Genomic DNA, 14,331 nt, shown 5'->3' with positions numbered 1-14,331 from the left:
TGTTAAAAGGGGTCATCTGTCAAAAGGGGTCAGCGACTGTCTTGGATTATGTCAAGAAGCAAGAAGATTTTGATCCCACGTCTGATTGTTTTTCATCATGGAATTCAGGATGGTGATAAACTTTCTCATGCAGGCTGTGATGGCCAGCTTCTTCGGTTTACCTCTTTCCAATAAGGACAAGTAAAATGCTTTGATGCGACTGTTCCAGCGCGTGGCTACTAAGGTCGCCATATAAAGGATCCGCCGTATCTGGCTTCTGCCGGCATATGTTCTGCGCTGCCCTTTGAATTTGCCACTGTCCCGAACGAGAGGAGCCAGGCCGACGAGCTTGGCGATCTGCTGCCGATTCAGTTGCCCGAGTTCAGGCAGCCCGGCAATCAGGTTAGCGGTTGTTGCCGGGCCGACACCTTTCGCAGAGAGCAGAATTTCGGACTTCTGTTTCATGGTCTGGTCGGCTTCAATGACCTTCAGCATTTCATTGTCCAGTTTTTTAAGCTGTTTCTGATAGAGTTGGATCGCCCGTTGAATGAAGGCCCGAATTTGCCGATCCTCAATTTGCTGCTGACGATTGGATTCCTGGGTAATCATACTTTGAACCTGTTCTCGACGAGTTGCCAGCAACTTGAGTTTCTCCCTGTTTCGATCGATTTTTCCCATCGTCCTCGGTTGCATCATCTGTCCAAAAGAGGCGATGATCCTGGCGTCGATGGCATCGTTTTTCTCAAGCTTCCCACAGGCTCTGGCAAAGTCACGAATCAGCTTCGGATTCACCACGGCACATGCAATTCCCTGGCTCTGTAAATATTTGACCAGTTTCTTTTCGTAGCCACCCGTGGCTTCCATGACGACGGTTGCGTTGAGCTTGATGATCTGCCGGGCAAGCAGCTTGAGGGAATCCTGCTGATAAGCGATCTTCTGCTGCTGGCCATTAATCGTATGGAAGAGATCGAGTGAATCTTTAGAAACATCAATGCCAACCACAGAAATTGAAGAGGAGTCTTTCATCGTGTGTCCCATCCTAGTAAAATACGAGCTCACCTGAGTGGCTCTAGCGACTGTTCGGGTTGAAAACGATGCGGCTCTGCGATCCAACTGACCCACGGTGTCTATCAGCACCCAGGACTCGACGATCTACAAAGTCGCAGCTCATCCCTGATGGCCATCAGGGATGAGCTCTTATCAATATAACCAGCCACATCAATTCTGTAAGCCTGGTCCAATGCCGCTCGTACCCGAGATACTAGGACTCTTTTTATTGAGTCGCTGACCCCTTATTACACCGCCTGTTGGATTCGGAGCCGATGGAAGCTATCCGGCCTGGCATTTCAGCTTGCAACGAAAACATTTGTACTTACACTAATGACACCGTAATTACATTCATCCGTTACCAGGCATTGTAACGAAACCGTCAGACCACAATAAAAAAGTAATTGAAATGCGTTCGCAGGGAAAAATCACCGACTGGGATGATGAAAAAGGCTTTGGCTTTATCTCATCGCAAAACGACGACAGTTCGGTTTTTGTGCACATCAGTGCCTTCTCTGGTTCGGCACGACGGCCGCAGGCAGGTGATCCTGTTTCGTACGAAACGGCCCACGAAGAGAACGGGAAAGTCAGAGCGGAAAACGTCCGGTTTTCAGATCAGTCGCTTACCAGGCGTCTGCGCAGCGCGCCCGCGGTTTCATTTACCGTACTGTTTGTCGGTTTTTTACTGGTTTCTGTCTATTTCCACCGCATCCCCTGGCTGGTGCTGGCGGGATATTTCGTCGCGAGCTGTATCACCTTCATCGCCTACGCCTGGGATAAATCCGCGGCACAACGGGGCAAGTGGCGGACAGCAGAATCGAACTTACACGTCCTGGCACTGGTGGGAGGCTGGCCCGGCGCACTGGCCGCACAACGCCTGCTGCGACACAAATCCAGCAAGCAGAAATTCCTGGTTGTGTTCTGGCTGACCGTATGTCTGAACGTGGCGGCAATCGGATATTTCGTGTGGCGTGGTGACACAGGATTGTTTAATTAACCGGTTAATACGCTATCACAAGAGAAGTGAAATCAGCCGCAGGACGTTACCACGGTTAGATGCTTCCCCTTATCTACACCTTCTGTAGCTACTCTTTTTCTTTGTCAGCAGGTTTGATTGCCTTCAGCGTAACAAGTGCGAGAACAAGGCCAATCAAACACGATGCACTGACATGCTTAAACAAGATCAGGAGAGTATGATCAGAAGTGCTAAACAGGGGAGTCTCCCCAAAGAGAACCCGCCTGATTTCCAATTCATACCAGTTACCCAATGAGCAAGCGACAAAGCAAGCGACAGGAAACGAACCATAAATATGGTATGAAAACCACAGAATGCAAAAAGTGATCAATGAACACAATAGCCAAACCGCGCGAAAGCGTCTGGTTTTGATGGCCAGCAGAGTAACAGGTGCAAAAACAAGGCCAACTAAACACGCTGCAATGACATGCCAGAACAGCATCAGGCGAGTAGCACAAGAGGCGATCGGCATTGGAGAACCTCCAAAGAGAATACGCCTGATTTCCAATTCATACCATTCACCCAATGTACACCAGATATAGTAAAGGCCCAATGTGCCATCGACAGTTTCATACTCCGATGGAAACGAAGCGCTAATCTCGTATGAAAACAACAGAAAGCAAAAAGTGATCAATGAACAGAATAGCCAAACCGCGCGAAAACGTTTGGTTTCGATCGCCAGCAGCGTAACAAGTGCAAGAACAAATCCAATTAAACACGCTGCACTGACATGCCAGTACAGGTTCAGGCGAGTATCATCAAAGGCGCTCATCAATTGAGTATTCCCAAAAAGGATGGGCCTTATTTCCAGTGCATACAAAGCGATCAATGAACACAAAATCCAAACCACGCAAAAACGTCTGGTTTTGACTTGACTCAAAATCATCTGTACGCCGCTCTTTCTATCTGTAAGGCATAAAAGGGGGCAGATCCAATCCTGTTCGGCCCGGCGGTTGCTCACGGTGGCTGATTTTAGGATCTAGACATTGAATGATTGTAAAATCTGCGGAATGGGGAAGCAAAAAGGGTGTCAGGCACATTTCCTTCCCCAGGTTCTACTCCGTCTTGCTGCTGTTATCGTTGGTGAAATACGGTGGTCCGTAATCCCCTTGGGTCATCTCCTTAATCTCTTCCTTGGAGAGATACGGTGGTCCATAACCCCATTTTGAGACAATCTGCATTACATTTCCTTCAGACAGAGAGAACCCCCCAGAGGCTGTACTCTTCTTCAAATGCTCCTTGATGGTGTCGTTAGTTTTACGGATATATTCTAAACTACTATTGTCAATGTCCCATTTTTGAAAACCGCTCACGTCATCGAGATCGTCTGCACCGGTCAACCTGAAAGAGGATCTGGCCGAATAATCTTTGTTATCTGTAGATAAGATTGAGTGGTACCAATCGGAATGAAAATAACCAGGAAGAGGTTCAGTTAAACAGGAATGATATCTTTTATCGTTCATGATGTGATTTACATCTGACAAAGATTGAACAGACAGCGCTCCCGTTACATAGTTTCGATCTTCCTTGAGCAAAAACGTTCCGTTATCCCAGACTGCAAAGGTAATTTCGGGCTGAAACAGAGCGTCAGGATATGGTGCGAATCGAGTTTGAAAAACGGCGATCATGGGCTTATTGAAAAAATAAGCTGGTAGATCAGACTCATCTGAGAACTGTGGTAGTTCCTCAGCCGGAGGGGAAGTGCTGGTCGATAATCCACGGTGACAACCGGAAAAACAGGTACCAAATAATAATGAGACAGAGATTACAATGTAACGGACATCCATTCCGCACCTCTTTTTAAAGTGGAGTGACCCCACGCCGTCAGATCAGTTCCCGAATCGGTGCCTGGCGTTCCAGCAGATATTGCGGTCGGCCGTTGTTGTCCGGGATGGTTGTCGTGGCGGCATCGATGCCCAGGTTATGGTACAGTGTAGCGAAGACTTCCTGCATATGTACGGGGCGGTCGACCGCTGCTTCGGCCCATTTATCTGTTGAACCAATCACCTGCCCGGCTTGCATTCCCCCGCCCGCCAGCAGGCCCGCATGCACGCGCGACCAATGATCGCGGCCTGCTTTCTCATTGATTTTGGGTGTCCGACCAAACTCGCCCCACACGATGACCGTCACATCCTTGTCCAAACCGCGTTCATGCAGATCTTCCACCAGCGCCGCCACGCCCTGATCCAGTAACGGAATCACTTTGCGGCCTCTGCCGAAGTTATCGCTGTGGTAATCGAAATCAGCGAAACTGCAGGTCACCATCCGGGCCCCTGCTTCCACCGCCCGCCGGGCTTGCAGAAATCGGGACATCAGCGCCTGGTATCCCATCTTGGGATCAAAGCCGAGCACTTTGGCATCGTCGATTCCGTACCGGGCGCGCACTTGCGGGTCGACTTTCTCCAGGTCGAGCGCTTCCACCAGTCGGGAGGATGTTAAAACCCCCAGAGCCTGTTCGGTGAATTGATCGCTGGTTTCGCTGGCCAGTTTCTGATCGACGTTCCGCCGGTAGGTATCGAGTTCATCCAGCAGTCGGGTCCGCTCGCGCAAGCGAATGGGGGTAATCTGATTCAGCGTCATGTTGCTCATCACCTCGCCATCAGGGCGAAACGGGGAGTGCGCCATCCCCAGGAAACCCGGGCCTTTAATGTTGTAGGGATCATGGGCCATCTTCTGCGACAGATCGATATAAGGGGGCACAGCAGGATCAACGGGCCCCTGCAGTCTGGAGAGCGCCGAGCCCATGGACGGCCAGCCCCCCTGCGGTTTGGGATCTCGAAACTGATGACCGGTGCAGCACTGGAATGAATCGTGTCGGCCTTCGGAACCCACCAGCGAACGGATGATCGAAAACTTATCCATCATCCCTGCGACGCGGGGCATCAGCTCGCTGATCTGGATGCCGGGCACGCTGGTCGCGATGGGTTGAAACTCGCCGCGAATCTCGGCGGGTGCCTCGGGCTTTAAGTCGAACATGTCCTGATGCGGCGGACCCCCATTCAGGAAGATCATGATCACCGATTTATGAGCTGGACGCTGTGAATTCTGTTGTTCGGCCTGCAGCAGTTGCGGCAACGACAAACCGCCCATCGCCAGCCCACCTATCTGCAGGAAAGAGCGGCGGGGAATACGATCACAGAATTTGGATGCACTGCCTTCAATTCTCAACATATTGCATGTTCCAGCTAACCAGATTTTCTAAACCCACACTCCATTGAATGGCGCAATAATACACAGACAACACATAATATGATACCGATATTTACCGTTTGAAGTGAATCTGATTCCGCTCAGATTTCTTAATCCCACGCAGTTTCTTATCTTTCCTCTGTCCGGCGAATCACGCTGAATATCCAGAGGAAACCAAAAGCGTTCAGACTCCGGGTGAGATATAGGGAGCGATTAAGATTATCAGAATACTTTTTCTTCCTCCCGCACAAGTCGAGCTTTGATTCAGACAAACATTTGAATACGCAACGCGGAATGATATCATAACTTCAAAAGAGATTTACTACTTCATTAAGGCGGGCTGTCCGTGTTTCGTAATCTGATTGAAAAACTCAAAAGTTTAGTACCAGCGGGCAATGCCTCCTTTGATCCCTCAACACTGGACGATCCGATCGCACTGCAGACGGAATGGTCGCCGCTCAAGGGGGGCGGAGCAAGTTTCTGTACGCGGCAGCTGGTGCAGATCTCGCCACATCGCTATGAGTTCCGTGCCACGCTGGGAGCGAAAGCGTTTTACCTGATTTTCTTATTCGTTGGACTGGGAGTATCGCTGATTTCTATCTCGGAAATCAGCATGAGCGGAGAGTTTTTCACAGCAGATGTGCTGTTCCCGGGAGCGTTCGGCCTGGTGTTTGCCCTGATTGGCGGCTTGATGTTCTATTATGGCACCACGCCGGTAGTGTTCGATAAGCAGCACGACTGCTTCTGGAAAGGAAAGATACCGGCTGACGAATTAATCTATGCGACCGCCAATGAATTGCTGATGCCTTTCCGGGAAATCCATGCGATTCAGTTAATTTCAGAACACGTGAGTGGAAACAAGAGTTCGTATTACAGCTATGAACTGAATCTCGTCTCCCGGGATGGCGTGCGAACCAATGTCGTCGATCACGGGAAGCTGGACCAGGTGCGCGAAGATGCAAAAACGCTTGCAGAATTTCTGGAAGTGCCGGTCTGGGATGGTATCTGAGTTGGTAACCAGCAGATAATAATAGTGGCAGATATCTTATGTTGAGTCTATTGTTTTTCTTTCAAACACACAGAGTAACATGATGAAACATTTCATAATTGTCCCGCTCGCATTACTCCTCATCAGCATGGGGGTCAGTTGCTCTAGAGGGGGAAGCGACACCATTCGCACGATCTCAATCAACATTCTCCCCGAGTCTGACTGTGCAGTCATTTTGCATGGCCCAGATTCAAATGGCCGATACTATTACAGCATTGGGAATACGGCAGAAGGCGCGGTGGAACGATATGATACCTGGCCGCTGGGTTCAGGTGCCTTCGACCCTGAGGCAGCGCCGGTCATCCGGCAGGAAGGACCGGGAACCTATCGCGTCACCCTGGGAAAAGGTCCCGATGCAGAATTTATTGTCGTCGACACACTACAGAAACGTATTGTCAAAGATTCGAATCCAGAAAACGCACCAAACCGTCCGTTTAAAACTGAAGAGAATTAAAGGGGTCAGCGACTGTCTTGGATTATGTCAAGAAGCAAGAAGATTTTGATCCCACGTCTGATTGTTTTTCATCATGGAATTCAGGATGGTGATAAACTTTCTCATGCAGGCTGTGATGGCCAGCTTCTTCGGTTTACCTCTTTCCAATAAGGACAAGTAAAATGCTTTGATGCGACTGTTCCAGCGCGTGGCTACTAAGGTCGCCATATAAAGGATCCGCCGTATCTGGCTTCTGCCGGCATATGTTCTGCGCTGCCCTTTGAATTTGCCACTGTCCCGAACGAGAGGAGCCAGGCCGACGAGCTTGGCGATCTGCTGCCGATTCAGTTGCCCGAGTTCAGGCAGCCCGGCAATCAGGTTAGCGGTTGTTGCCGGGCCGACACCTTTCGCAGAGAGCAGAATTTCGGACTTCTGTTTCATGGTCTGGTCGGCTTCAATGACCTTCAGCATTTCATTGTCCAGTTTTTTAAGCTGTTTCTGATAGAGTTGGATCGCCCGTTGAATGAAGGCCCGAATTTGCCGATCCTCAATTTGCTGCTGACGATTGGATTCCTGGGTAATCATACTTTGAACCTGTTCTCGACGAGTTGCCAGCAACTTGAGTTTCTCCCTGTTTCGATCGATTTTTCCCATCGTCCTCGGTTGCATCATCTGTCCAAAAGAGGCGATGATCCTGGCGTCGATGGCATCGTTTTTCTCAAGCTTCCCACAGGCTCTGGCAAAGTCACGAATCAGCTTCGGATTCACCACGGCACATGCAATTCCCTGGCTCTGTAAATATTTGACCAGTTTCTTTTCGTAGCCACCCGTGGCTTCCATGACGACGGTTGCGTTGAGCTTGATGATCTGCCGGGCAAGCAGCTTGAGGGAATCCTGCTGATAAGCGATCTTCTGCTGCTGGCCATTAATCGTATGGAAGAGATCGAGTGAATCTTTAGAAACATCAATGCCAACCACAGAAATTGAAGAGGAGTCTTTCATCGTGTGTCCCATCCTAGTAAAATACGAGCTCACCTGAGTGGCTCTAGCGACTGTTCGGGTTGAAAACGATGCGGCTCTGCGATCCAACTGACCCACGGTGTCTATCAGCACCCAGGACTCGACGATCTACAAAGTCGCAGCTCATCCCTGATGGCCATCAGGGATGAGCTCTTATCAATATAACCAGCCACATCAATTCTGTAAGCCTGGTCCAATGCCGCTCGTACCCGAGATACTAGGACTCTTTATTATCGAGTCCTGCCCCCTTTAGTTCCGACAGACCTGACACTTTTTACATTTCAGGAACTTCGTTATGAATGACAACATTGCCAGACACATCAGATTCGCGCTGTTATTCGGTCTCATCACATCTTCAGGAACAACACTTGTTGCTGCGGAACCGACCACGAGTGTTGCCTCCAGCGACTCCGCGTCACTTGTTCAAAAACAGACTCCGCTGACACACTCCGAACAGTGGCAGAACTTCAAGCAGGCAGAACGATTCACAGACCTGACTCGCTGCATCCCGGCAGACGCGATTTCAGAGAGCCGTCATCATCATAAATGGAAAGTGTTTGAATACGAAACGGCAGAGTTCTCCGGAAAGTGTATCTCCGTCGGACGCGAGTCATCCGCGCCGGACCTGACCTTGAAACTTGGCAAACAGGGCTGGCACGCCGTCTATATCGGGCTGAGTTCAATTACTGATCTCGTGCGACCTGCGAAGAATAATGTGGAAGCGAAATTCACGAGCGACTCTGCCTATACCCGACTGAGCAATCGACTCAATCTGGGGCCGCAACGCCGTGACATGCTGGAAGAAGTGTATTTAGGTGCCGCCGACCTGACCGATAACGACCTGCAGTTCTCCACCGTGTACCAGATGCCTGCGCGAATCCATTATGTCAAAACCATTCCGCTCACGAACGAGGAAATCTCCCGGATACGTGCCGATCGTGCTCAAAAGACAACGAAAACAGCAGTCGCAACCTTCGACGGTTATACCTGGATTCATCCGTTCCGCCCTCAGAATCGTGCCGACCTGGCAGCAACGTTCTCCGCGTATCGCGACAGTGATTTCAAGACCTGGTGGTTCCAGGTCGGAGGCGCTGATCTCGTTCATCATCCGAGCCAGGTGGGAAATCTGATGGGCGGGCACCTTGATACATTCCCGAGGGAAGTCGATCGCGAGTATGTCGAATCGGTTCGTCATCTGCATCAGCAGGGCATAGACCCTCTAAAAGTGGCCGTTGAGGAAGCACACAGTCAAGATGCGGAAATCCTGGTCTGCCTGCGTGCCGCCGGCTGGAAAGCAGCACCGCCGTGGGAGGAATTCTTCATGAGCGATTTCTACGAAGCGCATCCCGAATGGCGTTGCATCGACTATGACGGAACGCCGACCATGCATCTCAGCTACGCTGCTGAGGAGGTCCAGGATCATCTGATCGAAGTTTATCGCGAAGCACTGCAGAGAGGCGCAGACGGCGCCGGATTTCTCTTTCATCGAGGCATGCCCATGATTCTGTGGGAAGAACCCTTCTGTCAGCGGTTCATCAAAGAATTCGGCGAGAATCCTCGCGATCTGGCCGAAGACGATCCACGCGTGTTCCAATTGCGGGCGACGATTGTCACGGAGTTCGTGCGTAAAATACGGGCGATGCTGGATGAAACAGCAGTTCAACGCGGCAACGCCCATCGACGTCTCAAACTCGCCGTTTCCACATTTTCTACCCGTGCCGACAATCAGAAGTTCGGACTGGATGTGGAACGTTGGATTGAAGAAAAACTGATCGACCAGATCGGCATTGCCTGGTTCGCTTATTATACCAGTGGCCTGAAATCGAAGTCAGGCGACACGGCTTACTACGCGCGAATCACCGAGGGAACGGATGTGAAAATCTTTCCCTTTTATGTTGGCTGGAAAATGGAAAGTGCGAACAGCCTGCTGCAGTCTGTCTCCCGGGATTACGCACAGGGTGCGGACGGGATTGCGGTCTGGGATCCGAATCAGTTTGTCACTTGGCAAAAGGGACACAATCCTTATTGGCCACTTGTATCAAAGCTCGGTCATCGCCAGCAAGTCCGGGAAGGCTCATTACTTTTCAAACCCACAGCCATCCCACTCACAAGACTCGGCGAAAACCACTACAGCCGCTGGTACCCGAATACCGGATTTTAGAGGCCATTGGGAGCAGAACTCTTTTTTCCACTTCGGCTTCTGCTATACTCGGTTTATGCCTAGATCCAAACGAATCTGCCCTGCTGGTGAAGTGTTTCATGTACTCAACCGGTCTGTTGCGCGGCTGACGCTGTTTGAAAAGCCCGACGATTACACCGCATTCATGCAGGCGGTGGAGGAGACGTGTCAGAAAAATCCCCTGCCGATTTTTGCGATGTCGGTGATGCCCAACCACTGGCACTTTGTAGTGCGTCCCACAACGGATACCCAGTTGACGGAATTCTTTCAGCGGCTCAGTGTCACCCATACCATGCGCTGGCACGCCCACTACGAAACCGGTGGCAGCGGTCACCTCTACCAGGGACGCTTCAAATCGTTTCCGGTTCAAACAGACGAGCATCTGCTGACAGTCATGCGTTATGTCGAACGTAATCCCCTGCGGGCCAATCTGGTCAAAAAAGCCGAGGAGTGGGAATACAGCTCCGCCTGGGCCCGGCAGCAGAAACAGCACGCTCCCGCCTGGCTGGCGACACCGAAGAAACCAGCACTACCACGAAACTGGCGGGCGCTGGTGAATAAACCACAGACCGATGACGAGCTGGCAGCCGTGCGAAAAAGCATCGTCAGAGGCACCCCCTTCGGCGGAGACAAATGGATCAGTAACACGGCCGCACGTCTCTCCCTGGAAAGCACCACACGCCCGAGAGGCAGACCCCGGCTGAATAAAGAATCCTGGCATCGCGAGAACGGACCGCCTAGAATCGAGTTCTCTTGATACATTACCCGAACTCAACAGTAACAGAGGAAAAGCCATGCGCGTGCGTCGTCTTGTTGTTGGATTGCTTCTCCTGATTTTGTGTATCTCTAATGCACATCCACTCTGGGCCTGGGGGAAAGGGCATCGATTGATTCGGCTCTGGGCGGTGGCACGGCTGCCGGAATGGCAAACCGAATTGATCGGGCAGGATAATCTCACCCGTCTCTGCCGGGACTATACTTCGCTGCAGGACAAACACGCCGGCGGAAAAGCCCCCCAGTTGGATGCCTACTGTCTGGTGCCGGGCGTGCGGCTGTCGCTGCATGATGTCAATCCGCCGACACAGAGTGCGACCGCCATGCAATGGTATCTGGAGCAAATTGCCGACAATCTGCAGGCGGGCAAAACCGATGAAGCGATGAAGTTCCTGGGAGTCCTCTGTCACTGGAATGAAGATCCGGGTTGCCCCTCGGCTCACAGCAGCCCTGTCACAGAACTGCAGCTCAAAACACTGCTGCCTCCCCCTAAGGACAAAGCACGACTTAATTATCTGTTTGGAGCGGGGGGCTTCATGGATTCCGGCAGTTATCAACTGGCGGAAGAAAAATACACGCCCCGACTGCTGGGACGGACGCGTGCCGAAGCGGCGCTGCGGATCTATGAACATCAGAAGCTGCTGCGTCACCATGCCGCGGCGCACATCATTCCCATCGTGCAGGATACGATGCAGGGAGACGGGAAGAAGGCGGACGAGCACCGGGCGGCAGCGGCTCTGGCCAACGGACGGCACACAGCAGATGTGATCTATACCGCGATCTGCCTGGCCACCAATCACATTGACGATCAGGAGTTTCTCTTCGAAGAGCAGCCACTCACCGACTGGTTGCCCGACTTCCGGGGACGGATGATTCCCCACCCCTATTACGTGAAGCCGTTCCTGTTGAACCAGGCGATGGACGCAAAGCGGCAACTGCATCCCCTGCAGATTGACACGACCGAATACGAAACCGGCTACGGCATGGGCACCCCGTTCGAGCTGGACTTCGTCCTCGCCCCGGGAAATGTCTTCTCACGTTTCACCTGCGATGTCGGCCTGCATCCCACCGCGGGTAAAAACGGAGTGGTCCTGTTCGCGGTTGAGGCGAACGGCAAAGAACTGATCCGCAGCAAACCGGTGCGCGTGGGGGATGCCCCCGTCAAACTGGACGTCCCCCTGCCCTCGTCTGACGTTTTGAAACTATCCCTGAAGACCATCGCCGCTGAAGGTTCCGAACCCAGTCACAATCTGACAGTATGGGGCAAGCCGATGTTGAAGACTGAATGAATCCAGCGCCGCAACTTACCGAGTCTCACGATTCAAGGCCAATTGGCCCTGCATAATAAGTTCCGGAGTTTCGGGCAGCAGGAGGCACTCCTGGTTGCACCGATCATAATTCTTGGGTACAGCGGAGAGCTTCTGCGAGTTGCTGTGATGCATTAAAGCTGTTAATGCCCAGTTTGTGGCACTTGTCAGTTAACATTAAGGATCAATTGAGAGGCGCTTTGTCTCGAAAACCTGAAGGTTCGAGTACTTTCTGTTTGACCCATTCTGGAATCGGTGCATTGTCCTTCACGATCCAGTTGAGCACCGCACCTCTGCCCCCGATGGCGCGAACCAGTTGCAGTATTTCATCGGCTGTCAATCTCATACCTGCAATAAGACCACTCTCATCTTCTTTGCTGACATAAATATTTAATTCAGGCAGACTTCCTATATGAAAGGGACGAAATTCACTTGCATCAACACGTTCTACGACTTCAAAATAGATTTCCAATGAGTGAATCACACTCTCAATCACCTCGCTAAGTTCTTTTTCGTTTTGGTTCAGGATCAAATCGGGACGTTTGGATTGAAAAGTTTTGATCAAGTCTAATGACTCTTTCATTTTTCCATCTACATCAATAATTCCACTGGCGAGAGAATTAAAACTGCTGTTTGCAATTTCATTTACCCTCCCTGCATTCCTATAGAAATTCGGTTTTAAAATCACGTTTCGGGGCAATTGGTTTTGGGACTCTACTCGAAGGGTAATCGTTTCATTTGATTCTATGTTACGGGTTTTGGATCTGAGGATTTTTAAACCATTCTGGTTTAGAGGCGTCCCCACAATATGAGTGATTAGATCATCCTGTTTTAATCCTGCATCTTCACCCGGGGAAGATGGAAAAACCCGGCCGACTTTTAATCCTGCATTTGTCTGGATGAGTTCAACTCCAAGACCTTTGTGTCTGCTGAGTTCACCAGTTTCGTAAAAAGAAAATGAACGCGCGATTAAACCAAGTTCTTCAGCACGATAAGAACGGTTGTTTTGAGTTAGTTTCAGAATATTTTCCCGTATCTTACTTAGCCGTTTTTGTTTGTCTTCGTTTGATTCATTTATGAAATTGATTCCTATATCGTTAAAGTAAGTTGATGGGACAGGCCAATAACGAGGCGGATTTGATATAGTATCACATACGATATAAAGATAAGTCTCTCCAAAATGAGATATAAATCGAGTGCCGCCTAACATGCTGCTCAATCTCTGGCGTTCCTCAGAAGCCTGCCTTTCCAGCAGAGCTAACTCTGCTTTCTGTGCTTCGAGTTTTTCGGTGATTGCCTGTTGCTCTTTGGCGTAAGATTCAACCTGTTCGTTTACCGAAAGCGAAAGAATCATGACCAGGATGATAAACAGAACCAGAGTGCAGAATATCAAATCGGAAAAGGATTCGTAGAAACTTGTGCTCTCGCGACGTGTAATTAACTGCATGTTTCTCTTCCACTGACTGCTTTGTAGGAATTCCAGATTTCATTCAGATTCAGGGTTGCCGTTTTGATCATGAAACCACTTCCGTAACATCGATTTCGAGATTGCCGTTCTTCGTTCTTTTTCTGCTGGATCTGCGGAGTGTGGGTACCATATAAACTTCTGCCAGTTCAGCGATATAAGCAATCAGACTGTCCGCATGACTGTTCACGACCGAAGACAGAATTCTCAGGACAATGCCTCCGAACAGCGCACCCAGCAGGGTTGTATAGAAAGCGGTTCCCATTCCCCCCAGAGTTTCGCGCATCCCGGACATAAGCTGATCTCGATTAGATCCAACAGCTTCCACTACCACGCTGATTCCACCAACCGATCCAATCAGACCGACAATCGTTCCTACCAGACCGAGAGTGACCAGCATACTGGAGGCCAGCTCGGTCAATCTCAATCGAGCGTTCAGTTTACTTTGCATGAGCACCACCAGGTTTTCCTGCGAGACCATGGGATCTTTTTTAGCAATCGCATTCAGATTCAGCAGATGATCGCGGAGTATGCTGGGCTCTGAATTTTTCAGAAATGCAGCGCTGATTTTGTTGCTTTTTATCAGTTCTTGCACCTGCTGATGTGCTAATGAACGTTGCCGATCTATATAGGATACATCCCATGCATTTCGTGCCAGTGCGCAGACAAACAAGACAAGGATCAGAATGCAGATTCCTGTCACGTCCGACAGGAGTGCCAGATAAATTAAGCGGCCACAAAGCAGAAGGATCAGGCCCGTGAAAATGACACTATAAATCATCCATTCGCGAAATGCGTTGACTTTGGGCTCGCTTAACGTGTCGGTAAGCTCGTGTGTTGATTTTGATTCTGCCACGCCACTGTCTTTCTTTTCG

At 50.5% G+C, this 14,331-nt stretch carries 13 protein-coding genes; 6 read left to right on the top strand and 7 right to left on the bottom strand.

What is annotated here, in order from left to right; all coding sequences use genetic code 11:
- Nucleotides 1-51: 51 nt before the first annotated feature.
- Nucleotides 52-1,005: an IS110 family RNA-guided transposase gene (locus GmarT_RS04670; RefSeq protein ID WP_002643830.1), complete on the bottom strand. Its 954-nt coding sequence runs from the start codon at nt 1,003-1,005 to the stop codon at nt 52-54.
- 430 nt (nt 1,006-1,435) lie between these two features.
- On the opposite strand from GmarT_RS04670, the gene GmarT_RS04665 reads away from it, so the two are divergent.
- Nucleotides 1,436-2,023: a DUF1294 domain-containing protein gene (locus GmarT_RS04665; RefSeq protein WP_002646474.1), complete on the top strand. Its 588-nt coding sequence runs from the start codon at nt 1,436-1,438 to the stop codon at nt 2,021-2,023.
- 88 nt (nt 2,024-2,111) lie between these two features.
- On the opposite strand, the gene GmarT_RS04660 is transcribed toward GmarT_RS04665, so the two are convergent.
- The 3 genes from GmarT_RS04660 to GmarT_RS04650 all read right to left on the bottom strand — a co-directional run bounded on the left by GmarT_RS04660 (nt 2,112) and on the right by GmarT_RS04650 (nt 5,212).
- The gene (locus GmarT_RS04660) at nt 2,112-2,927 is read right to left on the bottom strand and encodes a hypothetical protein (RefSeq protein WP_149302456.1); all 816 of its coding nucleotides are present in this window, start codon (nt 2,925-2,927) and stop codon (nt 2,112-2,114) included.
- Between the two features lie 169 nt (nt 2,928-3,096).
- Nucleotides 3,097-3,828, bottom strand: a complete 732-nt coding sequence (locus GmarT_RS04655; RefSeq protein ID WP_002646476.1) for a hypothetical protein — start codon at nt 3,826-3,828, stop codon at nt 3,097-3,099.
- 37 nt (nt 3,829-3,865) lie between these two features.
- Entirely contained in the window at nt 3,866-5,212 is a 1,347-nt protein-coding gene (locus GmarT_RS04650; RefSeq protein ID WP_002646477.1) for a DUF1501 domain-containing protein, read from the bottom strand.
- Nucleotides 5,213-5,576: 364 nt separating this feature from the next.
- Between GmarT_RS04650 and GmarT_RS04645 the strand changes: the two genes are divergently transcribed.
- Nucleotides 5,577-6,239 carry a hypothetical protein gene (locus tag GmarT_RS04645; RefSeq protein ID WP_002646478.1) on the top strand — a complete coding sequence of 221 codons (663 nt, stop codon included), beginning with the start codon at nt 5,577-5,579 and terminating at the stop codon, nt 6,237-6,239.
- Between the two features lie 82 nt (nt 6,240-6,321).
- The gene (locus tag GmarT_RS04640) at nt 6,322-6,732 is read left to right on the top strand and encodes a hypothetical protein (RefSeq protein ID WP_044237836.1); all 411 of its coding nucleotides are present in this window, start codon (nt 6,322-6,324) and stop codon (nt 6,730-6,732) included.
- A 27-nt stretch (nt 6,733-6,759) separates the two neighbouring features.
- On the opposite strand, the gene GmarT_RS04635 is transcribed toward GmarT_RS04640, so the two are convergent.
- On the bottom strand, nt 6,760-7,713 hold the full coding sequence (locus GmarT_RS04635) for an IS110 family RNA-guided transposase (protein ID WP_002643830.1): 954 nt from the start codon (nt 7,711-7,713) through the stop codon (nt 6,760-6,762).
- A 313-nt stretch (nt 7,714-8,026) separates the two neighbouring features.
- Between GmarT_RS04635 and GmarT_RS04630 the strand changes: the two genes are divergently transcribed.
- From GmarT_RS04630 to GmarT_RS04620, 3 genes are read left to right on the top strand one after another with little or no spacing between them, the layout of a single operon-like run.
- Nucleotides 8,027-9,892, top strand: a complete 1,866-nt coding sequence (locus GmarT_RS04630) for a glycoside hydrolase family protein (protein WP_002646480.1) — start codon at nt 8,027-8,029, stop codon at nt 9,890-9,892.
- Between the two features lie 55 nt (nt 9,893-9,947).
- Nucleotides 9,948-10,667 (top strand): transposase, encoded by a 720-nt coding sequence (locus tag GmarT_RS04625; RefSeq protein ID WP_002646481.1) that lies wholly within the window; start codon nt 9,948-9,950, stop codon nt 10,665-10,667.
- Between the two features lie 37 nt (nt 10,668-10,704).
- Entirely contained in the window at nt 10,705-11,973 is a 1,269-nt protein-coding gene (locus tag GmarT_RS04620) for an NPCBM/NEW2 domain-containing protein (RefSeq protein WP_002646482.1), read from the top strand.
- Between the two features lie 202 nt (nt 11,974-12,175).
- Here the strand turns inward: GmarT_RS04620 and GmarT_RS04615 are convergent, their stop codons facing one another.
- Nucleotides 12,176-13,438, bottom strand: a complete 1,263-nt coding sequence (locus GmarT_RS04615) for a S41 family peptidase (RefSeq protein WP_002646483.1) — start codon at nt 13,436-13,438, stop codon at nt 12,176-12,178.
- A 67-nt stretch (nt 13,439-13,505) separates the two neighbouring features.
- Complete coding sequence (locus GmarT_RS04610) at nt 13,506-14,312, bottom strand: MotA/TolQ/ExbB proton channel family protein (RefSeq protein WP_002646485.1); 807 nt, start codon at nt 14,310-14,312, stop codon at nt 13,506-13,508.
- Nucleotides 14,313-14,331 lie beyond the last annotated feature (19 nt).

It is taken from the genome of Gimesia maris (assembly GCF_008298035.1).
Classification (GTDB): domain Bacteria; phylum Planctomycetota; class Planctomycetia; order Planctomycetales; family Planctomycetaceae; genus Gimesia; species Gimesia maris.
Note: the sequence above shows the minus strand (reverse complement) of the source record. Positions and strands in the feature narration are given on the sequence as shown.